The organism is Sanguibacter sp. TS_SC_8, from assembly GCF_055361235.1.
The window spans coordinates 3,210,583-3,233,580 of record NZ_CM143955.1; the positions used below are offsets into that span (position 1 = coordinate 3,210,583).

At 71.7% G+C, this 22,998-nt stretch carries 23 protein-coding genes; 10 read left to right on the forward strand and 13 right to left on the reverse strand.

What is annotated here, in order from left to right:
• The first annotated feature begins 75 nt into the window (after positions 1-75).
• From ACWA15_RS14525 to ACWA15_RS14535, 3 genes are read left to right on the forward strand one after another with little or no spacing between them, the layout of a single operon-like run.
• Entirely contained in the window at positions 76-873 is a 798-nt protein-coding gene (locus tag ACWA15_RS14525; RefSeq protein WP_464056091.1) for a helix-turn-helix transcriptional regulator, read from the forward strand.
• Complete coding sequence (locus ACWA15_RS14530) at positions 870-2,012, forward strand: hypothetical protein (RefSeq protein ID WP_464056092.1); 1,143 nt, start codon at positions 870-872, stop codon at positions 2,010-2,012. The genes ACWA15_RS14525 and ACWA15_RS14530 overlap by 4 nt, the downstream gene beginning before the upstream one ends.
• Positions 2,009-4,858 carry a multicopper oxidase domain-containing protein gene (locus tag ACWA15_RS14535; RefSeq protein WP_464056093.1) on the forward strand — a complete coding sequence of 950 codons (2,850 nt, stop codon included), beginning with the start codon at positions 2,009-2,011 and terminating at the stop codon, positions 4,856-4,858. The genes ACWA15_RS14530 and ACWA15_RS14535 overlap by 4 nt, the downstream gene beginning before the upstream one ends.
• 89 nt (positions 4,859-4,947) lie before the next feature.
• Here ACWA15_RS14535 and ACWA15_RS14540 read toward each other — a convergent pair whose 3' ends face one another.
• Complete coding sequence (locus tag ACWA15_RS14540; RefSeq protein WP_464056095.1) at positions 4,948-5,709, reverse strand: isoprenyl transferase; 762 nt, start codon at positions 5,707-5,709, stop codon at positions 4,948-4,950.
• Positions 5,710-5,888: 179 nt separating this feature from the next.
• Here ACWA15_RS14540 and trhA point away from each other — a divergent pair, with 179 nt between their 5' ends.
• A complete protein-coding gene (trhA, locus tag ACWA15_RS14545) occupies positions 5,889-6,617 on the forward strand; it encodes a PAQR family membrane homeostasis protein TrhA (protein WP_464056096.1) in 729 nt (242 codons plus the stop codon).
• Here the strand turns inward: trhA and ACWA15_RS14550 are convergent.
• The 3 genes from ACWA15_RS14550 to mca are packed head-to-tail and all read right to left on the reverse strand — an operon-like array spanning position 6,607 to position 8,756.
• A complete protein-coding gene (locus ACWA15_RS14550) occupies positions 6,607-7,470 on the reverse strand; it encodes a carbon-nitrogen hydrolase family protein (RefSeq protein ID WP_464056098.1) in 864 nt (287 codons plus the stop codon). The genes trhA and ACWA15_RS14550 overlap by 11 nt on opposite strands.
• Entirely contained in the window at positions 7,471-7,869 is a 399-nt protein-coding gene (locus tag ACWA15_RS14555) for a hypothetical protein (RefSeq protein WP_464056099.1), read from the reverse strand. It abuts the gene before it with no gap.
• Positions 7,866-8,756, reverse strand: coding sequence for a mycothiol conjugate amidase Mca (gene mca / locus ACWA15_RS14560; protein WP_464056100.1), 891 nt, complete (start codon positions 8,754-8,756; stop codon positions 7,866-7,868). Before mca ends, ACWA15_RS14555 begins: the two co-directional genes overlap by 4 nt.
• 160 nt (positions 8,757-8,916) lie before the next feature.
• Between mca and ACWA15_RS14565 the strand changes: the two genes are divergently transcribed.
• Together ACWA15_RS14565 and greA are read left to right on the forward strand one after the other, a co-directional pair.
• Positions 8,917-9,360, forward strand: a complete 444-nt coding sequence (locus ACWA15_RS14565; RefSeq protein ID WP_464056101.1) for a DUF4307 domain-containing protein — start codon at positions 8,917-8,919, stop codon at positions 9,358-9,360.
• A 285-nt stretch (positions 9,361-9,645) separates the two neighbouring features.
• On the forward strand, positions 9,646-10,128 hold the full coding sequence (greA, locus tag ACWA15_RS14570) for a transcription elongation factor GreA (RefSeq protein WP_464056103.1): 483 nt from the start codon (positions 9,646-9,648) through the stop codon (positions 10,126-10,128).
• A 67-nt stretch (positions 10,129-10,195) separates the two neighbouring features.
• On the opposite strand, the gene ilvA is transcribed toward greA, so the two are convergent.
• Together ilvA and ACWA15_RS14580 are read right to left on the reverse strand one after the other, a co-directional pair.
• Positions 10,196-11,434, reverse strand: coding sequence for a threonine ammonia-lyase (ilvA, locus tag ACWA15_RS14575; protein WP_464056104.1), 1,239 nt, complete (start codon positions 11,432-11,434; stop codon positions 10,196-10,198).
• Entirely contained in the window at positions 11,434-12,813 is a 1,380-nt protein-coding gene (locus ACWA15_RS14580) for an AI-2E family transporter (RefSeq protein ID WP_464056106.1), read from the reverse strand. The genes ilvA and ACWA15_RS14580 overlap by 1 nt, the downstream gene beginning before the upstream one ends.
• Before the next feature lie 182 nt (positions 12,814-12,995).
• Here ACWA15_RS14580 and msrA point away from each other — a divergent pair, with 182 nt between their 5' ends.
• A complete protein-coding gene (msrA, locus tag ACWA15_RS14585; protein WP_464056107.1) occupies positions 12,996-13,667 on the forward strand; it encodes a peptide-methionine (S)-S-oxide reductase MsrA in 672 nt (223 codons plus the stop codon).
• Between the two features lie 64 nt (positions 13,668-13,731).
• Here the strand turns inward: msrA and ACWA15_RS14590 are convergent, their stop codons facing one another.
• On the reverse strand, positions 13,732-14,610 hold the full coding sequence (locus tag ACWA15_RS14590) for a LysR substrate-binding domain-containing protein (RefSeq protein WP_464056108.1): 879 nt from the start codon (positions 14,608-14,610) through the stop codon (positions 13,732-13,734).
• 40 nt (positions 14,611-14,650) lie between these two features.
• Between ACWA15_RS14590 and ACWA15_RS14595 the strand changes: the two genes are divergently transcribed.
• On the forward strand, positions 14,651-15,076 hold the full coding sequence (locus ACWA15_RS14595) for a DUF5997 family protein (protein ID WP_464056109.1): 426 nt from the start codon (positions 14,651-14,653) through the stop codon (positions 15,074-15,076).
• Between the two features lie 55 nt (positions 15,077-15,131).
• Here ACWA15_RS14595 and ACWA15_RS14600 read toward each other — a convergent pair whose 3' ends face one another.
• The 6 genes from ACWA15_RS14600 to ACWA15_RS14625 all read right to left on the reverse strand — a co-directional run bounded on the left by ACWA15_RS14600 (position 15,132) and on the right by ACWA15_RS14625 (position 20,873).
• Complete coding sequence (locus ACWA15_RS14600) at positions 15,132-15,527, reverse strand: Rdx family protein (RefSeq protein ID WP_464056110.1); 396 nt, start codon at positions 15,525-15,527, stop codon at positions 15,132-15,134.
• The gene (locus tag ACWA15_RS14605; protein WP_464056111.1) at positions 15,524-16,738 is read right to left on the reverse strand and encodes a cystathionine gamma-synthase; all 1,215 of its coding nucleotides are present in this window, start codon (positions 16,736-16,738) and stop codon (positions 15,524-15,526) included. Before ACWA15_RS14605 ends, ACWA15_RS14600 begins: the two co-directional genes overlap by 4 nt.
• Before the next feature lie 24 nt (positions 16,739-16,762).
• Positions 16,763-18,160 (reverse strand): cystathionine beta-synthase, encoded by a 1,398-nt coding sequence (locus ACWA15_RS14610; RefSeq protein WP_464056112.1) that lies wholly within the window; start codon positions 18,158-18,160, stop codon positions 16,763-16,765.
• A 19-nt stretch (positions 18,161-18,179) separates the two neighbouring features.
• Positions 18,180-19,145 carry a hypothetical protein gene (locus tag ACWA15_RS14615; protein WP_464056114.1) on the reverse strand — a complete coding sequence of 322 codons (966 nt, stop codon included), beginning with the start codon at positions 19,143-19,145 and terminating at the stop codon, positions 18,180-18,182.
• Between the two features lie 429 nt (positions 19,146-19,574).
• Positions 19,575-19,979, reverse strand: a complete 405-nt coding sequence (locus ACWA15_RS14620; RefSeq protein ID WP_464056115.1) for an FKBP-type peptidyl-prolyl cis-trans isomerase — start codon at positions 19,977-19,979, stop codon at positions 19,575-19,577.
• A gap of 45 nt (positions 19,980-20,024) precedes the next feature.
• A complete protein-coding gene (locus ACWA15_RS14625) occupies positions 20,025-20,873 on the reverse strand; it encodes a Bax inhibitor-1/YccA family protein (protein ID WP_464056116.1) in 849 nt (282 codons plus the stop codon).
• A gap of 248 nt (positions 20,874-21,121) precedes the next feature.
• On the opposite strand from ACWA15_RS14625, the gene ACWA15_RS14630 reads away from it, so the two are divergent.
• Together ACWA15_RS14630 and ACWA15_RS14635 are read left to right on the forward strand one after the other, a co-directional pair.
• Positions 21,122-22,087 carry an ABC transporter ATP-binding protein gene (locus ACWA15_RS14630; RefSeq protein ID WP_464056117.1) on the forward strand — a complete coding sequence of 322 codons (966 nt, stop codon included), beginning with the start codon at positions 21,122-21,124 and terminating at the stop codon, positions 22,085-22,087.
• Positions 22,087-22,899 (forward strand): ABC transporter permease subunit, encoded by an 813-nt coding sequence (locus ACWA15_RS14635; RefSeq protein ID WP_464056119.1) that lies wholly within the window; start codon positions 22,087-22,089, stop codon positions 22,897-22,899. The genes ACWA15_RS14630 and ACWA15_RS14635 overlap by 1 nt, the downstream gene beginning before the upstream one ends.
• Positions 22,900-22,998: the final 99 nt, after the last annotated feature.

Consider the following 22,998-nt stretch of genomic DNA (forward strand, 5'->3'; position numbering starts at 1 on the left):
GGAGCAACCACCCGCGACGAAGATAGGGACAAAGCCCTAGACGGGACTGGTCAAGACTTTATTACACTGGAAACCGTGAAAATCTTTCGGAACGGCACCGAGGCGCAGTACGGTCCCCAGCCAGCACGCGCCCGGCGCCGACGACCGCGTCTCACCCCCGCCCAGTCGGTAATCCTCGACCACCTGGCCGACCAGCCCGAGCCGTGCACCGTGACCGCGCTCGCCGGGATGATGCACCAGCACCCCAACACCGTGCGCGAGCACCTCGACGCCCTCGTGGCCGCCGGCACCGCGACCCGCACCCCGGCACCCTCGGCGGGGCGCGGCCGGCCGGCGTGGCTCTACGAGGCCACGACGGAGTCCCGGCTCAGCGAGGACGCCCGGGAGTACGCGAGCCTGGCCTCCGCCCTCGCCGGGCACATCGCCCGCACCAGCGCCGACCCCGCGGCCGACGCCGACGCCGCCGGCATGGAGTGGGGACGGGACCTCATCCGCACCGCGGTGGCGGCCGGCGACTATGACGAGGACGACGCCGACGCCGACATCGTCTCCGCCATCGCCACCGACGCCACCACCCCCCCTCCCGTCCCCACCCCCGCCGACGCCGCGCTCCGCGCACGACGCCGCGTCGTCGACCTCTTCGACGAGCTCGGCTTCTCCCCCGAGGCCGACGACGACGCCTCGGTCGTCCGCCTGCGCCGCTGCCCGCTGCTCGCCGCGGCCCACGTGTATCCGGAGGTCGTCTGTGGCGTGCACCTCGGCGTCGCCCAGGGCGCGCTGGCCGAGCTGGGCGCCGCCTCCGAGGGCCTCGCGCTGCTCCCCTTCGTCGAACGGGGAGCGTGCCGGCTGCACCTCACGGCTGTGTCGGAGTGATCCGCCGCTTGGTGTTCCTGCTGCCCGCGGGGCTGGCCATGCTCGCCGGGCTGGACGCGGCGCTGCTGCTGCTCGGCCTGCCCGCACCGCTGACCACCGACCGCCTGCCTGCCGTCCACGGGATGCTCCTCGTCCTCGGCTTCGTCGGGACCGTCATCGCCCTCGAACGCGCGGTCGCACTGCGGTCGCGGGCCGGCTTCGCGGCCCCCGCACTCCTCGGGATCGGCGCCCTCGTCCTGCTCAGCCCGGCGCCGATGCGCGTCGGCCAGCTCCTGCTGGTCGCCGGCTGCGCCGCCCTCATCGGCGTCTACGTCCCACTCTTCCGCCGCTCCCACGACGACTCGGTGATGATCCAGGCGCTCGGCGCGGTCCTCGCCCTCGGCGGAGCCGTGCTGTGGACGGCCGGGGTCCCCATGCCCGACGTCCTGCCCTGGCTGACCGGGTTCATCGTCACCACGATCGTCGGCGAACGCCTCGAGCTGGCCCGCGTGGTCCGCCTCGCCCCGCGCACCGTCACCCAGCTCCTCGCCCTCGTGGCGAGCCTCATGGCCGCGGTCACCGCGACGCTGCTATGGCCCGGCCCCGGCTACGTCCTGCTCGGCGCGACCCTCCTCGCGCTCGTCGCCTGGCTCGCCGTGCACGACGTCGCGCGGCGCACCATCCGCGCGACCGGGCTGCCGCAGTTCATGGCCGGCTGCCTGCTCGCGGGGTACGCGTGGCTCGCGGTGGCCGGCGGGGTGTGGCTGCTGCACGGGCGCACGGCCGAGGGCTTCGCCTACGACGCGGTGATCCACTCGGTGTTCCTCGGCTTCACGCTGTCGATGATCTTCGCCCACGCCCCGGTCATCCTGCCCGCGGTGCTCCGGGTCCGGCTGCCCTACCACCCGGTGATGATCGTCCCGGCGGCCCTGCTGCACGCCTCCCTCGCCCTGCGGGTCCTGGTCGGCGACGCCCGCCAGGTCGAGTGGGCGCGCCAGGTCGGCGGGGTCCTCAACATCACGGCGCTGCTGCTCTTCGTCGTGATCACGGTGACCTCGATCGTGCTCGCCTCCCGCAGCGCCCCGCGCCCCCGCGCCACAATGTCCCCCACCCCCAGCGCGTCCCCCACCGTCCCGACGTCCCGAACGGTGGCTCCGTGACCACGCCCCAGACCACACCCCCGACCACGCCCAGCCAGGGCGCTCCCCCACCCTCCGGCCCCCGCCCCGCCTCGATCGGGCTCCGCCCGACCAGCCCGCCACCCACCGGCTCCCGCGCGGCCTGGCACCTGCGCGCCAACCTGCCGACCGCGTTCTGGCTGCTGGCGACGTTCGCCGTGGCGCTCGGGCACAGGTTCGTGCCCGAGGGCGGCTGGCTGCTCGTGCACATGCTCATGCTCGGAGCGGTGACCAACGCGATCCTCGTGTGGTCGGCGCACTTCGCCGACGCCCTCCTGCACCGCCCGGTCACCGTCGCGTCGCGGCGCTGGCAGGTGATCCGGCTCGCCCTGCTCAACGCGAGCATCCTCGTCGTCATCACCGGGGTGCTCACCGCGACCTGGCAGGTCAGCGCGGTCGGTGCGACCGGGGTCGGCGCGGCCGTGGCCGCGCACGGCGCGGTGCTCGGGCTGCAGTCCCGGCGCGCCCTGCCCTCCCGGTTCACCTCGACGATCACGTACTACGTCGCCGCCTGCGCGCTGCTGCCGGTCGGCGCGGGCCTGGGGGCGCTGCTCTCGGCCGGCCTGGACGAGCGCTGGCACAACCGCGTCGTCTTCGCCCACGTCACCCTCAACCTGCTCGGCTTCGTCGGGCTGACCGTGACCGGCACCCTCATGACGCTGTGGCCGACCATCCTGCGCACCAAGATCGTCGACGGCGCCGAGCGCGCCGCCCGTCGCGGCCTGCTCGTGCTGCTCGCCTCCCTGGCGGTCCTGCTCGTCGGGACGCTCACCGGCCAGCACCTCGTCGCCGGAGCGGCGGTCCTGGGGTACGCGGCCGGGCTCGTCATCACGAGCATCCCGCTCGTCCGTGCCGCCCGCGCCAAGCCGCCGGCGTCCTACGCCGCGTGGTCCGTGGCCGCCGGCGTGACCTGGCTGCTCGGGTCCCTGCTCACCCTCGTCGTCGTCGCCGCGATCGGCCCCACCTGGTCCGACGCCGCAGCGCGGGTCGGCCTGGTCACCGCGGCCCTGGTCGCCGGTTTCGCCGCGCAGGTGCTCTTCGGGGCACTGTCCTACCTGCTGCCGGTCGTCCTGGGCGGCGGCCCGGCGGCCGTGCGCGCGACGTCGGCCGCGATGGACCGGGCGGCGCCATTGCGGCTGATCGTCATCAACGGCGGCCTCGTGCTGTGCATGCTGCCGGTGCCCAGCCTCGTCCGGGTGCTCGCCTCGATGCTCGTGCTGGCCGGGTTCGCCGGGTTCGTCGGGTGCGTGGTCGTCGCGCTGCGCCTGCACCGCAGGCGGGCGGGCGCCGGTGCGCCGGCGCGCACCACCTCCACCACCGCGCCTACCACCCTGTCCACGGATGCGACCCCGACGGTCGTGCCCGTGGTAGCCGCACCGCCACCCGCCCGCCGCACGGGTCTGGTCGGCGTGGCGGTCGGCGCCCTCGTGCTCGCCGTCGTGGCCGGGGTCAGCCTCGACCCGGCCGCCCTCGGCATCGGGACGTCCGCCGCTGGCGCCGTGGCACCGACGGGGGAGACCACGACCGTCCAGGTCGAGGCCCGCGACATGCGGTTCTTCCCCGACTCGGTCGACGTCCCGGCCGGCAACACCCTGGTCATCGAGCTGACGAACACCGACTCCCAGGTCCACGACCTCGCCCTGGACACCGGTGTGACCAGCGGGCGGCTCTCCCCCGGGGCGAGCGTCCGGATCGAGGCCGGGGTCATCGGGCGGTCGGTCGACGGCTGGTGCACGGTCGTCGGGCACCGCCAGATGGGCATGGTCTTCACCGTGAACGTCGTCGGCGCGGACGGTGCGCCCCTGGCCGGCGGCGAGAGCGACGGCGACGCGGGCACGTCGTCGGGCACGGACGCGGAAGCGGACGGCGAGATGGACCACGCGGCGATGCCCGGCGGGGAGACCACCGCGAGCGCCGCCGACGACCTCGACTTCATGCGCGCCCCGGCGGCCGGTTTCGAGGCCCGCGACGCCGTGCTCGCCCCGGCCCGCGATGACGGCGCCGATCCGGACGTGCCCGCGACGCACGCGATCACCCTCACGGTCGCCGAGACCGAGACCGAGGTGGCGCCCGGCGTCACCCAGACGCTGTGGACCTTCGGCGGCACCGCACCCGGCCCGACGCTGCACGGGACGATCGGTGACACCTTCGACGTGACGCTGGTCAACGACGGGACGATCGGGCACTCGATCGACTTCCATGCCGGGGCGCTGGCTCCTGACCAGCCGATGCGGACCATCGCGCCCGGGGAGTCGTTGACGTACCGGTTCACCGCGACCCGCGCCGGGATCTGGATGTACCACTGCTCGACCATGCCGATGAGCGCGCACATCGCCAACGGGATGTTCGGCGCGGTGATCATCGACCCGGTCGGGCTCGCGCCGGTGGACCGGGAGTACGTGCTCGTCCAGTCCGAGCTCTACCTCGGGCCCCAGGGCGGGGAGGTCGACACGGCGAAGATCGCGGCCGAGACGCCCGACATCGTGGCCTTCAACGGGTACGCCAACCAGTACGACCACGACCCGCTCCCGGCGCGGGTCGGCGAACGGGTGCGCATCTGGGTGCTGGCTGCCGGACCGAGCCGCGGCACGTCCTTCCACGTGGTCGGTGGCCAGTTCGACACCGTGTTCCACGAGGGCGCCTACACGCTGCGGCCGGGGACGGAGAGCGCGGCCGCGGGCGGCGGCGCGCAGGCTCTGGGCCTGACCACCGCCCAGGGCGGCTTCGTCGAGCTCGAGCTCCCCGAGGCGGGCAGCTACCCCTTCGTCACCCACACCATGGTCGACGCCGAACGCGGAGCCCACGGCCTCCTGAAGGTCACCGACTAACCCCTCCCCCTCCGCTGAGTGCGGGATCGTACGGCGACACGCCGGGCGTGTCGCCGTACGATCCAGCACTCAGCGGAGGGGTGGGTGGGTCAGCGGCCTAGGCGGCGTTCTCGGGCGGCGTAGGAGCGCAGGGCGCGCAGGTAGTCGACGCGGCGGAAGTCGGGCCAGTACGCCTCGCAGAAGTAGAACTCCGAGTGGGCGCTCTGCCACAGCAGGAACCCGCCCAGGCGCTGCTCGCCCGAGGTGCGGATGACGAGCTCGGGGTCGGGCTGGCCCTTGGTGTAAAGGTGCTCGGCGATGTTGTCGACGTCGATGCTCTCGGCGATCTCGGCGATCGTGGCGCCCGCCTGGGCGCGCTCGCGCAGGAAGTCGCGCACGGCGTCGGCGATCTCGTGGCGCCCGCCGTAGCCGATCGCGACATTGACGTGGAGGCCTTCGATCTCCGCGGTCTCGGCCTGCGCCGCGCGCAGCCGGTCCGCGAATTGCTCCGGGAGCAGGTCCAGCCGCCCGACGACGCGCAGCCGCCACCGCTTGCTCGCGGCGAGGCTGCAGACGGCGTCCTCGATGATGGTCAGCAACGCGTCGAGCTCCTCGGCCCCGCGGGAGAGGTTGTCGGTGGACAACATCCACAACGTCACCACCTCGATCCCGAGGTCTTCACTCCACCCGAGGAAGTCCTCGATCTTGTCCGCCCCACGGCGGTGGCCGTGCGCGGCGGGTTCGCCGAAGGACTTGGCCCAGCGCCGGTTGCCGTCGAGGATGACGCCGACGTGACGCGGGAAGGACTCGTGTGCCAGGGAGGCGGCGAGGCGCTTCTCGTAGAGCCCGTAGAGCAGGTGGGGCATTCGCACGCGCGTTCCTCCGAGGTGATCAGTGCAGAAGGTCACACGGTACCGGAGCGCAGCCCTTCACGTAAAAGGCCCATATATGGCGATCTTCACCGGTTCCACAGAGCTACTGTCCAGTAACCTACGTGGGCGTAGGTTAGTGTCGTTCCTGACTCAAGGAACCATACGACCAGGAGCTCTCCATGGCCACGACCTCACCGGCCGACATGCCCGACTCCTCGCCCGCCACCAGCCCCGGGACGCTCGACGAGATCGTCGACGCCGGGCTGGTGCCCCGGAGCGAGAAGCCTCGTCTGCGCGGCTGGGTCCACGCAGCCACCTTCCCGATCGCGGTCGTGGCGAGCATCATCCTCGTCACCATCGCCGAGCCGGTCGCCGGGAAGGTCTCCACGGCGATCTTCGGGCTGAGCGCGATCCTCCTGTTCGGCACGAGCGCCGTGTACCACCTGGGCACCTGGTCACCGAAGGTCGCCGCCACGCTGCGCCGGGCCGACCACTCCAACATCTTCCTCATCATCGCCGGCACCTACACACCGCTGGCCGTGCTCATCCTGCCCCAGGACATGGCGACGACGCTGCTGGTCATCGTCTGGATCGGTGCGCTGCTCGGGCTCGCCGCCCGGATCATCTGGCTCGGTGCACCCCGCTGGGTCTACGTCCCGGTCTACCTCGCCCTGGGCTGGGTGGCGGTCGGGTACATGCCCCAGTTCTGGACCTATGGCGGCCCGACCATCGTCTGGCTCATCTCCGTCGGTGGCCTCGCCTACACGGTCGGCGCGGTGATCTACGCGCTCAAGCGCCCCAACCCGGTCCCGGGCTGGTTCGGCTTCCACGAGATCTTCCACGTGCTCACGGTCATCGGCTTCGGCTGCCACTACGCAGCCGTCATGGTCGCCGCCCTCACCCTCTGACCTGCTGGCCCCCGCCCGCCGGGACGACCGTGTAGCGGCGGTTGGTGAGGGACGGGTTCTGCTCGCGTTCGGCCGCGATCCCGGCCGCGTCGACGTCGGCGCTGGTGACCGCCGCGTGGTCGGCCAGCTCGATGGCGACCGCGCCGTCCGGCCCGACGAGCAGCGAGTGCCCACTGACCCCCTTGCCAGCCTGCCCGACGGCGAGCACGGCACAAGTGTTCTCGATCGCCCGGGCACGCGCCAGCACCCGCCACTGCTCGACCTTGCCCGGCCCCGCAGCCCAGGCCGCCGGGACGACGAGGACCTGCGCACCGGCGTCGACCAAGCGCCTGGCGCTCTCGGGGAAGCGCAGGTCGTAGCAGGTCATGATGCCGACAGCGAGGTCGCCGACGGTGACCACGAGCGGCGGCGCGCCCGGGTCGCCGGCCTCGAGCCGGTCGGACTCGCGGTGACCGAAGGCGTCGTAGAGGTGAACCTTGCGGTAGGTCCCCACGACCTCTCCCCCCCGCACGACGACGACGACGTTGCTCCCCCGGCGCGCGGCCGCGCCGTCAGCGCCGTCAGCGCCGTCAGCGCCGTCAGGACTGTCAGCCGCCTCGGGGAACGTGACCAGCCCCGCGAGGATCGTCACCCCGGTGCTGGCTGACTGCTCCCGGAGCAGCTGGACGAACGGTCCGGTGAGAGATTCGGCGTGCTCGATGCCCACCCCGCGCGGGTCGTAGCCGCTCGCGTACTCGGGGAGCACGAGCAGGTCCGCCGAGACCCGGGCCGCCTCCGCGCACGCCCGGCGCACGACGACGAGGTTCGCGCCGTGGTCGGCGCTCACCTCGAGCTGGGCGATCGTGACGCGCACCTAGATCCCGTCGCCCACCGGACGCTGCGCGCCGGAGCCGCCGGGACCGCCGGAGCCCTCAGGACCGCCGGTCCCTGCGGACCCACCAGTCCCGCCCGAGGCTTCGGTCCCGTCCCCGAAGGTCGCTGACGCGGTCGTCTCGGCGCCCGCGCGGTGGTTGACCTTGCGGAGCTTCTTCGTCATGGACAGCATGAGGAAGATCACCGCGATCGCGACCACGAAGATCGCGAGGAACCCGCCGAGCCCCGGCGAGACGTCCGTGACCTCGAGGTCGGGGCGCATGGTCGGGACCCCGGAGGGCTCGAGAGTCGTCGTCGGTTCCGGGGTGACGTCGGCCAGGTGCAGCGCAGCGGCCACCCCCGGGTCGGCGAAGACGAGCGTGGTGGTGGTTGCGGTCATGCGCTCTGTCCTTCGTTCCCGGTGATGCCCGCGAACAGGTCGTCCTCGGGCAGGGTCGTGGCGACCCGTGACTCGGCGAGCTCGTACTCCTCGACCGGCCACATGTCCCTCTCGAGCGAGCGGGGGATCGCGAAGAAGAACCCGTCCGGGTCGATCTGGGTCGCGTGCGCCCGCAGCGCGGCGTCGCGTGCACCGAAGTGGTCCGAGCAGTGGATCCGGGTGGTCACCTGACGCTCGGGGATCTCCCGGGCGGACCGTGACTCGACCCAGTCACCGAAGGGCGACTCGAGGCCGGCGTCGAGCATGGCCTGGTGCATGGCGCGGATGCGGTTCATCGAGAAGTCGTGGTTGTAGTAGAGCTTGAGCGGCTCCCAGGGCCGTCCGCGGTCGCGGTAGCGGTCCCCGTCCCCGGCAGCCTGGAACGCTTCCTTGGCGACCCGGTGGGTCATGATGTGGTCCGGGTGCGGGTACCCGCCGGTCGGGTCGTACGTGGTCATCACGTGCGGGCGGAACGCCCGGACGATCTCCACGAGCGGCGCGGCGGCGTCCTCGAGCGGGGTCAGCGCGAAGCACCCCGGTGGCAGCGGCGGCAGCGGGTCCCCCTCGGGGAGCCCGGAGTCAACGAAGCCCAACCAACGGTGCTGGACCCCGAGGGCCTTGGCGGCCTCGGCCATCTCGACCGTGCGCACCAGGCGCATCTCGTCGCCGTCGGTGATGTCGCGGCCGTAGCTGGGGTTGAGGATGCTGCCCCGCTCCCCGCCCGTGCAGCTGACGACGAGCACCTCGACGCCCTCGCTGGCGTAGCGCGCGGTGGTCGCCGCCCCCTTGCTCGACTCGTCGTCCGGGTGGGCGTGCACGGCCATGAGCCGCAAGGGCGTGGTGGTCACGTGTCCTCCAAGGGATGGTGATGAGTGCGCCAGGTCCCGCGATGCCGTCGATTTCAGCTACGCAGCGATCATGGCAATAATCGACTACAGCCAATGATCCCCCAGAAGACCGCCCGGTCTGCACTCTGGTGGACTGGACCCCGCCGGAAAGGCGTACGCCGTGCCCGAGCAGATCGACCCCAGCCCCCTCCCCGGCCCCGATGCCCGTGGCCTCGGCACCGACCTCGGGACGCGGTACGCCCCTGCGCCGACCCCGCGTTCCCGCCGGCTCAAGATCGCCGGCGCCGTGACCGGCCTCGCGGTCGGGGTCGCCGGCGCCGCGTACCTGTCCTTCGGCAACACGGCCACCACGGTGCGCGGCCAGGAGGTCGGGTTCTCGGTGAAAGGTCCTGAGGCGGTCGACATCACCTTCAACATCGCCAAACCCCAGGACGCGACCGTGGTCTGCACCCTCAACGCCCTCAACACGAACTACGCCCAGGTCGGGACCAAGGAGGTCACGATCGGCCCGTCCGAGGTCGACGAGGCCCGGTTCACGACGCAGATCGCCACCACGGAGCTCGCCGTGACCGCGGTGATCGAGGGCTGCGAACTCGTCGAGTGACACGCTCCCGAGGCAGGTCTGGCCCCGGGACCACCGCAATTGATACACTGGCCTATTCAGACGCTGACCCGGTGGGCTTTCTGGCGCGCACGTGCGCCGGATCCCAGCACGTCTCCGGCACGAGCACTGAGGCCGGGGGCAGAGCCGTGGCGTACCCAGTGCGCGATCGGCTCCATTCCTGCTGACGTGCGCCGGTCGGGTCTCGCGCGCGAAGACACCATCCACTCGATCCACTACGGACACACACACCGTGTCTGAGGTTCTTAGGTAAGGAAGGAGCGACCTGTGACCGAGACGAACGTCACCTGGCTGACCCAGGAGGCACACGACCGACTCCAGGCTGAGCTCGCGCACCTCACTGGGAAGGGCCGCGACGAGATCATCGACCGCATCGCGAGGGCGCGGGACGAGGGCGACCTCAAGGAGAACGGCGGCTACCACGCAGCACGCGAGGAGCAGGGCAAGAACGAGGCCCGCATCAAGGAACTCACCGACAAGCTGCGTGCGGTGCGGATCGGCTCGCCCGTCGACGACGGTGTCGTCGAGCCGGGCATGGTCGTCACCGCGCTCGTCGGCGGCGACGAGATGGTCTTCCTCCTCGGGTCCCGGGAGATCGCCGACACGGCAGACATCGATGTCTACTCCGACCGCTCCCCGCTCGGCGCAGCGATCCTCGGCAAGAAGATCGGCGAGAAGGCGAGCTTCAGCGCACCCAACGGCGCGCAGGTCGACGTCGAGGTCACGAACGCCAAGCCCTACAAGGGCTGAGCGCGGCACCACACATGCACGACGGCGGGGCCGCACCGGATGATCCGGTGCGGCCCCGCCGTCGTCGTCAGCTGAGGTTGTAGCCCTCGACCCGCAGGTGGTCGAGCAGTGCCGCGCAGTGCTCGGGCCCCTTCGTCTCCACCTGCATCGTCACTTCGACCTCATCGATCGCGAGGTCCACACCGGTCCGCACATGGTCGACGTGCATGATGTTCCCGCCCGAGGTCGCCAGATCTTGGAGCAGCCCGGCGAGCGCACCGGGCCGGTCCACCAGGCGCACCCGGAGCTGGAGGTAGCGGCCCGCCGAGGCGAGACCGTGCCGCACCACCCGCAGCAGGACGAGCGGGTCGATGTTGCCGCCCGAGAGCACCGCCACGACCGGACCCTCGAACTCCCCCGGGTGGGCCATCAGTGCTGCGACACCGGCGACGCCGGCCGGCTCGACGACGAGCTTGGCCCGCTCGGCGATGAACAGCAGGGCCCGGGAGAGGTCCTCCTCGGTGACGGTCCGGATCTGGGCGCCGCCGTCCCGGATGATCTCGAAGGGCACCGCACCCGGAGTGCTCACGGCGATGCCGTCGGCCATCGTCGACGACGTGATGGCCCGCGTGGGCACGCCGGCGGCGAGGGAACCGAGGTACCCACCGGCCCGCGCGGACTGCACCCCGACCACCTTGACGTGCGGGGCGATCTCGGCCATCGCGGCGACGATCCCGGCCGCGAGCCCGCCACCGCCCACGGGCACCACCACGGTGCGGACGTCGGGCACCTGGTCGAGGATCTCCAGGGCGATGGTCCCCTGACCGGCCACGACGTCCTCGTGGTCGTAGGGGTGGATGAGCACCGCGCCGCTGCGCAGGGACTCCTCGTGCGCCGCGTCCAGCACGTCGTCGACCGTGGTGCCCACCAGGCGCACCTCGGCGCCGTACTCGCGGGTGGCCGCGATCTTGGGCAGGGCGGCGTCGGTGGGCATGTAGACGACCGCGCGGATGCCCAGCAGCCGCGCGCCGAGCGCCACACCTTGCGCGTGGTTCCCGGCGCTGGCCGCGACCACGCCCCGGGCCTTCTCCTGGGCGCTCAACCGCGCCATCCGCACGTACGCCCCGCGCAGCTTGAACGACCCCGAGCGCTGCAGGTTCTCGCACTTGAGGAACACCGGGGCGCCGACCACCGCGGCCAGCGCGCTGGAGCGCTCGACCGGTGTCACCGTGACGACGCCCTCGAGCAGGGTGGCCGCCTCACGGATCGCCTCGATACCCACCCGCAGCGGCGGCCGGTGCGCCGCGCCCGGGTCGACCCCGGTCATCAGGGCTCGCCCCGCCTCACCTGCGGGAGCTTCCCACGGACCTTCTCGAGCGTGGCCCGGCCGAGGCCCGCCGTGGGCGTGCGCGCGCCGGTCTCGACCACGAGCCGCTCGGCGCTCGTGATCATCACGGCCCGACGACCGGAGGGTCGCATGTTCACGTGGTCGTCGAACCCGAGCTCGGGGAACTTGTCGTGGCCGTGGAAGTACAGCACGACAGTATTGAGCACCGCGGCGATCGGCACCGCGAAGAGGGCTCCGAGGATCCCGGCGACGAGGGTTCCTCCGGTGACGACGAGCAGCACCGCGACGGGGTGCAGCGACACGGCGTGCCCCATGAGCCACGGCTGCAGCACGTTGGACTCGATCTGCTGGACCAGCAGCACGACACCGAGCATGATGAGCCCGGCCACCCATCCGTTCGCGACCAGGGCCACCAGCACTGCCATCGCCCCGGTGACGATCGCGCCGACGAACGGCACGAACGACCCAATGAAGACGAGCACCGCGAGCGGCACCGCGAGCGGCACCCCGATGATGGCCGCGCCGATGCCGATGCCGACAGCGTCGATGAAGGCCACGAGGATCTGCGTGCGGGCGTAGGACGCGAGGGTGACCAGGCCACGGCGACCCGCCTGGTGCGTCCGTTCGCGAGTGTGTCGCGGCAGCAGCCCGACCACCCAGCTCCAGATCCGCCGTCCGTCGATGAGGAAGAAGAGGGTGCAGAAGAGCGCGATGACCGCTCCGGCGAGGACCTGGCCGACCGTGGTCGTCACTGACAGCGCACCCGAGAGCAGCGACGCGGAGTTCTCCTCGATCGCGGCCAGCGCGTCGTCGAGGTACCCCTCGATCGCGTCGCCGTCCAACCCGAACGGACCCGTGGAGAGCCAGTCCAGGACCTGCTGCAGTCCCTCGGTCGCCTTCTCCTGGAGGTCGCTGAACCCGCGAAGGATCTCGCTCCCGGCGACGAAGACGAGCGCGGAGACCCCGGCGATCAGCCCGATCACGGCCGTCGCTGCGGCGAGGCCGACGGGGAAGCGCAGGCGCACCCGCAGGAACGCGGCAACCGGCTGCAAGAGGACAGTGAGCAGCAGCGCGATCGCCACCGGGACGACGATGACCTTGAGGTAGGCGATGACCCAGAAGACCACCGCGAGGGCGAGGGCGATCGCGAGGAAGCGCCAGGACCAGGCAGCCGCAGACTGGACGCTGCCCGCGACGGCGTCGGTCCCGATCCGGGGCTTGGCGCCGGTCGCCGCACCCAGCGTCTGGGAGGTCATGCGGACGGCGTGGCCGGACGCGTCCGGCCCGGGGGCCGCGCCCTTCTCGTCCGGTGTGCCGGCGTGGTGCGGGTCGGTGGTGCCTTGCGGATCGACGCCCATCGGGTGCGTGCCCTTTCGTCCGAGTCTTCGTGCCAGAGCGGTGTGACCACCGTGCGCTGCGGCGGCGTGCACGAGCGCACCTGCAAGGCTACGACCCCGCCGACCCGGGAACAGCCCGAACACTCTGGGTGTTGGCGATCATGGGGACAACTCCCCAACAGAGTCACTATCGCGGAGGTCTCATGTTCGGCAACCTGTTCGGCTCGTCGCTCAAGACGACCATGGTCACCCCCGAGCGGGCTCTCTCCGGGCGACCCGGGCCGTCGTACCCCGTGCCCGCGACCCACGCGGTGCTCGGTACGCCGCTGGCCGGACCGTGGCCGGACGGCACCCGTGTGATCTACCTCGCCCTGGGTTGCTTCTGGGGCGCGGAGAAGGAGTTCTGGCAGCTGCCCGGGGTGGTCACCACCGCCGCCGGCTACCAGGGCGGCTTCACCCCGCACCCCACCTACGAGGAGGTGTGCACGGCGATGACCGGCCACACCGAGGCGATCCTCGTCGCCTACGACCCCGCGGTGGTCTCCGACGCGGAGATCCTGCGCCACTTCTGGGAGTCCCACGACCCCACCCAGGGTTTCCGGCAGGGCAACGACGTCGGCACCCAGTACCGCTCGGCGATCTACTGGACGACGCCGGAGCAGGAGTCCGCGGCGCGGCGCACCGCCGAGGCCTTCGGGGCGAGCCTCGCCGCGCGCGGGTTCGGGCAGGTCACCACCGACCTGCGGGCGGCGCAGGACGCCGGCCCGTTCTACTACGCGGAAGGCCCCCACCAGCAGTACCTGGCCAAGAACCCGAACGGCTACTGCCCGGTGCACTCGACGGGTGTGGCCTGCACGGTCCCCGACGGGCTGTGAGGTCGCCTGACACCGCCGACACCGCACGGTCCGCCTGACGCCGGCCCGACGCGGTGCGTCGCTGCTACCGGTTCCCGCGCTTGCCCAGCCGCTTGCCGGTGAGCTTCCCGCCGCGGGCGGCGGCCTTGCGGGCTCCGGCCGCCTTGCGGTCGGCGGCCTGACGCGCCGCGGACGCCTTCTCCTGGGCCTTCGTCCGGACCTTGGGCTTCGACCCCTTCCCCCCGGACTCACCCACGGGCTCGACGACGGTGGCGCTGCGGCCCCGTGAGCTGTTCGCGGTGCGGCCGCGCACGATCCCGATGAACTCCTCGACCAGGTCGGTCATGTTCTCCTCCACCCAGGCGAAACCGATCCGGGAGGACGGGGCTCCGGTCACCGGGCGGTAGGTGAGGTCCTTGCGGTGGTGGGCCCGCGCGACCGACTGCGGCACGACGACGACGCCGATCCCGGCAGCCACCAGCTCGATCGCCGCGGCCGTCGTCGCTGGCCGCTCGGCGGCGGCCCGGCCCGGCGTCGTGTCCCATTCGAGCAGGTCGTCGAGGGGGTGCAGGAACACCTCGTCGGCGAGGTCGATCACGCTCACCTCGTCGAAGGCCGCGATCGCGTGGTCGAGGGGCACGACGACGACGGGGACCTCGGTGTACAGGGGGATGACCCCCAAGCCCTCCTGGTCGATGGGGAGGCGGAGCAGCGCAGCCTCCACGTCCCCCGCCCGCAGCACGGCGCCGCGGTCCAGCACGTCGACCGGGACGAGCTGCAGCGGCACGTCCGCGAGGCGCTCGCGCCAGACGCCGACCCACTTCGCCGGGGTCACTCCGGGGGCGATGGCCAGCCGGAACGCCGCCGCCGAGGGCTCTGCAGAGCTCGTGGGATCGTCGTGGGAATCCTGGTCCTGGGTGTCGGGAGCCGGGTCGAGCGGGCCGTCCTGAGAGTCGTTGTGCACACAGTCAGGCTACCCGCCGAAAGATCGATACCCTTAGACCATGACGTCCCAGAAGACCCCCCAGACCATGAAGCCCGCCACTGCGGCCAAGAAGCTGGGCGTGTATCTGCCTGCGACACCCCAGGAGTTCCAGGAGACCGTGATCTCCCGCGAAGAACTGAACGTCTTGCAGGCCAACCCGCCCGAGTGGCTCGTCGAGCTCCGCCAGAACGGACCGCACCCGCGTCCCACGGTCGCCGCGCGCCTCGGCGTCTCGATCGCCGGACTCGCTCGCAGCGGCGTCAGCGAGGCGCTGACCACCGACGAGATCAACGAGATCCGCGACGACGAGCCGGACTGGCTCGTCCGCGAGCGCAAGGTCCAGCTCGAGGTCCTGGCCGAGGAGCAGCGCGTCCGCGAACGTGACGAGAAGCTCGCGGCCAAGGCCGAGCGCCGCGCCACCAACAGCTCTGCCGGTCGCTCCTGACCCCAGCACGCACAGCACAACCCGCACGACCGGACGGCTGGCTCCCCCTGGGGAGCTAGCCGTCCGTGCGTTCCGGCCCGGGAGTCGCGGGAGTCCCGGGCGTCTCGGGAGCCGCGGCATGCGCGTCGGAGTGCCCCAGGCTGCGCCCGGGCGCGACGCGGTCCCGGACGAGCTGCTTGAGCACGGTGATCTCGGGGAACCCGCCGTCGACCTTGCGGTTCCAGATGGTCTCGGAGCCGACGGCGATCCGGAACACCCCGCCGGTGGTGGGTACGAGCGCCACCTCGGCGAGGTCGTCGGCGAAGGTGGTGAGCAGTTCCTGCGCCATCCACGCCGCCCGCAGCAGCCACCTGCACTGCGTGCAGTAGGTAATTTTCACGCGCGCCTTGGGTGCGGGAGCCTCGAGCGTCAGGCTGATCGCCTGCGCGACGGCGTCCACCTCGGCGGTCACCGGCTCAACGCTTGCTCGAGGTCGGCGAGCAGGTCAGCCACGTCCTCGATGCCGACCGAGACCCGCACGAGGTCCTCGGGCACCTCGAGCGCCGACCCGACGACCGAGGCGTGGGTCATCCTGGCGGGGTGCTCGATGAGCGACTCGACCCCCCCGAGCGACTCCGCGAGGGTGAACACCGTGGTGCGGGAGACGACGTCGAGCGCGCTCTCCAGGGAGCCGGTGCGGAAGGAGATCATCCCGCCGAAGGCCGACATCTGCCGGGCCGCGAGGGCGTGCTGGGGGTGGCTGGGCAGGCCCGGGTAGAGCACGGACCGCACGTGGGGGTGCGCCTCGAGGAAGAGGGCGATCTCCCCGGCGTTCTGGCTGTGTCGTTCCATCCGCAGGCCCAGCGTCTTCAGCCCGCGCAGCGTGAGCCAGGAGTCGAAGGGGCCGGCGATCGCGCCGGCGGCGTTCTGGAGGAAGCCGACCGCGTCGGCGAGGGTCTGGGAGCCGGTCGGGCCGGTCGCTCCCCCGGGCAGCACCGTGCCTGCCGCGGTGACGACCGCACCGCCGACGACGTCGGAGTGCCCCCCGATGTACTTCGTCGTGGAGTGCACCACGGCGTCGGCCCCGAGGGTGAGCGGGCGCTGCAGGGCGGGGGTGGCGAAGGTGTTGTCGACGATGAGCAGCGCGCCGGCGGCGTGCGCGACGTCGGCCAGCGCGGGGATGTCGCTCACGCCCAGGAGCGGGTTGGACGGCGTCTCGACCCACACCGCGGCGGTCCTCCCGGGGCGGATGGCGGCGGCCACGGCGGCCGGGTCGGAGGTGTTGACGGGGGTGTGCTCGATGCCCCAGTCGCTGAGCACCCGCGCGACGAGCCGGTAGGTGCCGCCGTAGGCGTCGTCGGGGATGACCAGGTGCCCGCCGGGGCGCAGCACGGCGCGCAGCAGGGTGTCCTCGGCGGCCAGCCCCGAGGAGAAGGCGAAAGCCCGCGACCCGAGCTCGACCGCGGCGAGGGCGTCCTCGAGGGCCGTGCGGGTCGGGTTCCCCGAGCGGGAGTACTCATACCCCCCGCGCAGCCCGCCGACGCCGTCCTGCTTGTACGTGGAGACCTGGTAGATCGGGGTCACGACGGCCCCCGTCGAGGCGTCAGGATCCTGCCCGGCGTGAATAGCCCGGGTGGCGAACCCAGCGGTGGACCAGTCAGCATGCTCGCGAGAGGTAGTCACCCCCCCAGGCTATCCCCGACCCCCCTAGTGGGCGAGGAAGCCGAGGAGGTCGTGGCGGGTGAGGACGCCGACCGGGAGGCCGCCGTCGATGACCATGACGGCGTCGTCGGTCTGCAGGGCGGCCCGGACGGCGTCCACCGGCTCCCCCGACCCGATGAGCGGGAGCCGGGCCGCCATGTGCGCCCCGACCGTGTCGGTGAGCTGGGCCCCGCCGGAGAACACGGCGTCGAGCAGCTCGCGCTCGCTCACCGAGCCGGCGACCTCGCCGATGACCACGGGGGGCTCGGCGAGCACGACGGGTATCTGGGAGACCCCGAACTCGCGCAGGATCTCGATCGCGTCGCGGACGGTCTCGGTCGGGTGGGTGTGGACGAGGTCGGGCAGCGCGCCCGACTTGCCGCGCAGGATGTCCCCTGCGGTGACGCCCTGCTCGGCGCCGATGAACCCGTAGGACCGCATCCAGGCGTCGGAGAAGATCTTCGACATGTACCCGCGCCCGGAGTCCGGGAGCAGCACGACGACGACCGCCGCGGCCGCGGCGACGGGGTCCTCGTCCTCGAGCCGGCGCGCCAGGCGCAGCGCGGCGACCACCGCCATCCCGCAGGAGCCGCCGACGAGCAGACCCTCCTCCCGGGCCAGGCGCCGGGTCATGGTGAAGGAGTCCGCGTCGGAGACGGCGATGATCTCGTGCGGGACGGTCGGGTCGTAGGCGGCCGGCCAGAAGTCCTCGCCGACGCCCTCGACGAGGTAGGGACGCCCGGTGCCGCCGGAGTACACCGACCCCTCCGGGTCGGCCCCCACGACGTGGACCTCACCGGCGTCGCGGTCGGCGGACACCTCCCGCAGGTAGCGCCCGGTCCCGGTGATCGTCCCGCCGGTGCCCACCCCGGCGACGAAGTGCGTCACCCGGCCGTCGGTGTCGGCCCAGATCTCCGGGCCGGTGGTCTCGTAGTGGCTGGCCGGGCCGGCCGGGTTGGAGTACTGGTCCGGCTTCCAGGCCCCCTCGATCTCGGCGACCAGCCGGTCGGAGACGGAGTAGTAGGAGTCGGGGTGGTCGGGGGCGACGGAGGTCGGGGTGACCACGACCTCGGCGCCGTAGGCCTTGAGCACGTCGCGCTTGTCGACCGAGACCTTGTCGGGGCAGACGAAGACGCACCGGTAGCCCTTGCGCTGGGCCACCAGTGCCAGCCCGACGCCGGTGTTCCCCGACGTCGGCTCGACGATCGTGCCGCCCGGGCGCAGCTCACCGCTCGCCTCGGCGGCCTCGATCATCTTCAGCGCGATGCGGTCCTTGACCGACCCACCGGGGTTGACGTACTCGACCTTGGCGAGGATGGTCGCGGACAGCCCCGCGGTCACGACGCCCAGTCTCACCAAGGGGGTGTTGCCGACCAGCTCACTGATGTGCTCCGCGTATCTCATACGTCCACGGTATCCACCCTCACAGCTGCGGGACCACCACGGGACCGTCCGGTCCGATGGTCACGTCGAGGCGGAGCGCGCCGGGCACCCCGTCCTGGATCACGAACATCACGTGGGCGGCTCCCATCCGGGCGCAGGGGACCTCGATCACGGAGTAGCGACCCACGGACAAGAGGCGCTCCCGGAGCATCACCCGGAAGTCGTCCGAGGAGCGCACCGGCCCTTCCAGGTCGGTGATGTTCGCGTCAGACCCGTGCGTGAGCGCCCGGACGTAGCCGTGGACGGTGTTGGTGGGTGAGGTGGTGCCCACCCCGCTGTCGAGCGCGGGGGCACCTGCGTCGTCGTACAGCGGGAGGATCTCGGTGAGGCGCACTCCGTCGAAGTAGGGGCCACGGACCGCTGTGCCGTGGGCGTCGACCCCGCCGCCGACAGCCGGTGCCCAGGCGACCGCGTACTCGACCGAGGTGACGGTGTCCGGACCGGAGAGGTAGCGGTAGGTGGTCTCGACCACGACGCGCGCCACCGGCTCCTCGGCAGGACTCGTCCCGACCACCTCGACCGCGGTGGCCTCGACGTCGACCGTGACCGGGCGCGGACCGGCCGATGCGCGGTCCTCGAGGAAGGCGGCGTGGGCCTCGATCAGCCCCAAGGGCTGGTTCGCGAGGTTGAAGTGTCGCGACAGCTCGACCGGGGCCTCGTCGGCGGTGGCGCGGGCGGAGAGGAAGGGCGCTACCTCGCTCGGGTCGTCGGCGAGGCCGACGGTCTCCACAGTCGGCGCGGCCATGTACCGGTCTTCGAGCGCCGCCAGCATGAGCACCAGCCGGTCGGCCTGCGCCTGCGCCTGCACCACCGGCGGCGGGCCGGCCACCGGGTCGAGCCGCACCAGCGGCGCGGCCTCACCGCATCCAGCCAGCACGGTCGCACCGATCGCGAGCACGACGACGGCGGTCGCCACCCGTACAAATCCCCCCAGAGCCTTGTTCACCGGTCCAGCCTGACGTATCGCATGCTCTCCCCGCATCACACCACAGGCTGATATCTCACCGGCCGGGTCGGCCTTTCGGTCGACCCTCCGCCCCCGACCCCGCGCCCCGCGCGCCGACCGCCCCGCCGAGCCCGCGCCCCCCCGGCTCGCCGACCGCCCCCGCCGAGCTCGTGAGCCAGGCGCCGAACTCGTGAGCCACGGTCGTCTCGACGCGTGAAGCGGGCCTGGTTCACGAGTTCGGCGAGGGGCTCACGAGCTCGGCGGAGGGTGACGCGGCGGAGGCGCACGCGCGCGCGTCGACGGGGCGCGCGGTGAGAACCGCGCCGACAGGGGCGCGCGGTGAGACCGCGCACGACGACGTGCGGCCGCCCTCCCGGAGGGGAGGACGGCCGCATGCGGTCGGCAGGGAACCTGCCGGGTGAGACTGGGTCAGCCGACGCCGACGATGTCGACGACGAAGACGAGCGTGGCGCCCGCTCCGATGCCGGCCTGGGGGACGCCGCGCTGGCCGTAGCCGAGCTCGGGCGGGATCGAGAGCAGGAGGCGGGAGCCGACGAGCTGGCCGACGAGGCCCTGGTCCCAGCCGCCGATCACGGCGCCGAGGCCGATCGGGAAGTCGATCGTGGCCCCGCGATCGTAGGAGTTGTCGAAGACGGCGCCGTCCCAGGACTGACCCAGGTAGTGCACGACGATGTTGTCTCCGGCGGCAACCTCCGCGCCGTCGCCCTGGACGAGGACCTTGACCTGCAGGCCTTCAGGGGCACCGCCGGTGGGGAAGGTGATCTGCGGCTTCTCGCCGAATCCACCGGTGGCCTGGGGAAGTTCGATCGACATGTGTCGGTACCTCTCGTTGATGGGGGGTCAAGCTCCGAGCGAGGCTCAGTTGCGGAAGATCGCCAGCAGGCGCAGGAACTCCAGGTACAGCCAGATCAGCGTGACCATGAGGCCGAAGGCGGCCGACCAGGCGAACTTCGCCGGGACGCCGTTGCGCACCCCGCGCTGGATGGCGTCGAAGTCGACGATGAGCGAGGCCGAGGCCAGGCCGACCGCGATGAGGCCCACGATGATGCCCATGGGGCCGGAGCGCAGCGGGCCGAACTCGCCGCCGCCGACGTTCGCGAACATGAGGACGATGTTCACCATCGAGAAGACCAGGTAGCCGACGAGGCCGAACAGCAGCCACCGGGTGAACCGCGGCGTGACGCGGACGCGCCCGGAGCGGAACAGCATGAGGCAGGCGGCGAAGGTGCAGACCGTGGCGAGCACGGCCTGGGGGACGATGCCGTCCCACTGCGACTCGTACATCGCGCTGATCCCACCGAGGAACACACCCTGGGCGATCGTGTAGCCGACGATGAGGACCGGGCTGGGCTCCCGCTTGAAGGCGTTGACCAGACCGAGGACCAGACCGACGATCGCGCCGGCCCACCACATCTCCGGGAACATCACCCACGCGACGGCACCGACGGCGACGAGCAGCGCGAGCAGCCCGCCGGTCTTGATGATGACGTCGTCGTAGGTCAGCCGTCCGGTCTGGGCGGTCGTGGCCGAGGGCGCGTCGTACATGGTGCCGAGCGTGGCGGCGTCGGTGGCCGCGTATCCGGCTCCGTACTGCCCGTACTGGGGCGCCTGCCCGGTCGGTGAACCGTTCAGCGGCGCACCGTTGAGCGTCGTGCCGTTCGACTTCGTGCCGAACGCGTCGCTGTTAGCAAAGACTGGATTTCCCACTCGTGCCTCCTGGTCGCGGTTCCGGTCCGACGCCGTAGCGCCAGCCGAGGGATTCTCGCTGGCCGGATGTTTGTGCTCTTCAAGAGTAGTCAACGAACAATGCCGTGCCAACGTTCCCGTGCCCGGATCTGGCCAGATGACCGACTCAGGCTCGGCCGCTTGGCGGTGGCGGCCCCGCCCTGCGCCTTGAAGGATGGTCTTGTCGCCCCGCTCCGTCTGCGGAGCACCACACACGGGAGAGAGATCCAATGATCGAGGTACAGAACCTCACGAAGAGGTACGGGACAAAGACCGCCGTGGACGGGGTCTCTTTCACGGTCGCGCCGGGGATCGTGACCGGCTTCCTCGGCCCTAACGGTGCCGGCAAGTCGACCACCATGCGGATGATCGTCGGGCTCGACCGACCCACCCACGGGTCGGTCACCGTCAACGGCAAGCCGTACGCCGCACACCGGTCACCGCTCACCGAGGTCGGTGCGCTGCTCGACGCGAAGGCCGTGCACACCGGCCGCAGCGCCTACAACCACCTGCGCGCGATGGCCGCGACCCACGGGATCCCGCTGTCCCGGGTGCACGAGGTCATCGAGATGACCGGCCTGCAGTCCGTGGCGAAGAAGCGGGTCGGCGGCTTCTCCCTCGGCATGGGCCAACGCCTGGGCATCGCCGTCGCGCTGCTCGGGAACCCGCGCACCCTCCTCCTGGACGAGCCGGTCAACGGGCTCGACCCCGAGGGCGTCGTGTGGGTCCGCCAGCTTGTCCGCCAGCTCGCGAGCGAGGGTCGGACGATCTTCCTCTCCAGCCACCTGATGAGCGAGATGGCGCTGACCGCCGACCACATCGTGGTCATCGGCCGCGGCAAGATCCTCGCGGACGCCCCGGTCTCCCAGATCCTCGCGGCGGCGTCGGGCAACGGGGTGCGGGTCCGCAGCCCGCAGGCCACCCTGCTGGCCGAGCTCATCGCTCCCACGGGAGCGCAGGTCACCAGCAGCGAGCCGGGCCTGCTCTACGTCAACGGGGCCGACGCCGCCGCCATCGGCGAGCTCGCCGCGTCCTCCGGAGTCGTGCTGCACGAGCTCACCCCGGTCGAGTCCACGCTGGAGGCCGCGTACATGGAGCTCACCGCCGACTCGGTCGAGTACCACTCGGCCCCCACCACCCCGGCGGGATCTCCTGCCGCCCCCCGCCCGACCACCACCCTCACCGGAGGAAAGTGATGAGCTCCACCACCCTGGCCCGCCCGGCAGCGGGTCCCACCACGAAGTTCACCGTCACCTTCCCCCGACTGCTGCGCAGCGAGTCGATCAAGCTCGTCACGGTCCGCTCGACCATCTGGTCGATGTCCGTCGCGGCCGTCCTCGTCATCGGCTTCGCGGCGATCATGGCCTTCGCTTCCAAGAGCGAGAACGTCTTCGACGGGTCTGACGTCGCGGTCGGTGCCATGGCCCCGATCGTCGGCATCTACTTCGCCCAGCTCGTCTACGTCGTCCTCGGTGTCATCAGCATCGGCTCGGAGTACTCCACCGGGATGATCCGCTCGACCCTGAGCGCAGCACCGACCCGGGTGCCCGCGCTGCTGGCCAAGACGGTCGTGCTCGGCGTCGCGTCCTTCCTCGTGTCCCTCGTCTCGATCGCGATCTCCTTCGTCATGGTCCAGGCGATCCTGTCCTCGACCACCCTCGGTGCGAGCCTGGGTGACCCGCACGTGCTGCGGATGCTCCTCGGCGCCGCGCTCTACATCTCCTTCATGACGATGTTCTCCCTGGCGATCGGGGCGATCGTGCGCAACACCGCCGCCGGGATCTCGATCGTCGTCGGGCTGCTGCTCATCCTGCCGACCTTCCTGCCGCTCATCCCGTGGAACCCGCTCAAGGAGCTCGTCAAGTACCTGCCCAACGTCGGGGACTCTGCGTTCTCTCCCCCCGGCCTGAGCACGCACTCCACCTGGACCGGTTTCTCGATCCTCGTGGCCTGGACGGTCGTGTCCACCGTCGTCGCCGCGGTGCTCATCAAGCGCCGCGACGCCTGACCCGCCCCGCAGCACCCCGCAGCACCCAGCACCCAGCACCGCCCGTCAGGCGCCCAGCAGATCGAACGCTTGCCACATCGGCTCGCGCGCGATCTACTG

Coding starts and splice junctions, on each gene's coding strand:
- msrA (WP_464056107.1), top strand. CDS start 12,996: ATGTTCGGCAACCTGTTCGGCTCGTCGCTCAAGACGACCATGGTCACC.
- ACWA15_RS14610 (WP_464056112.1), bottom strand. CDS start 18,160: ATGAGATACGCGGAGCACATCAGTGAGCTGGTCGGCAACACCCCCTTG.
- ilvA (WP_464056104.1), bottom strand. CDS start 11,434: ATGACCGGGGTCGACCCGGGCGCGGCGCACCGGCCGCCGCTGCGGGTG.
- ACWA15_RS14620 (WP_464056115.1), bottom strand. CDS start 19,979: ATGTCGATCGAACTTCCCCAGGCCACCGGTGGATTCGGCGAGAAGCCG.
- trhA (WP_464056096.1), top strand. CDS start 5,889: ATGGCCACGACCTCACCGGCCGACATGCCCGACTCCTCGCCCGCCACC.
- ACWA15_RS14595 (WP_464056109.1), top strand. CDS start 14,651: ATGACGTCCCAGAAGACCCCCCAGACCATGAAGCCCGCCACTGCGGCC.
- ACWA15_RS14630 (WP_464056117.1), top strand. CDS start 21,122: ATGATCGAGGTACAGAACCTCACGAAGAGGTACGGGACAAAGACCGCC.
- ACWA15_RS14555 (WP_464056099.1), bottom strand. CDS start 7,869: ATGACCGCAACCACCACCACGCTCGTCTTCGCCGACCCGGGGGTGGCC.
- ACWA15_RS14635 (WP_464056119.1), top strand. CDS start 22,087: ATGAGCTCCACCACCCTGGCCCGCCCGGCAGCGGGTCCCACCACGAAG.
- ACWA15_RS14580 (WP_464056106.1), bottom strand. CDS start 12,813: ATGGGCGTCGATCCGCAAGGCACCACCGACCCGCACCACGCCGGCACA.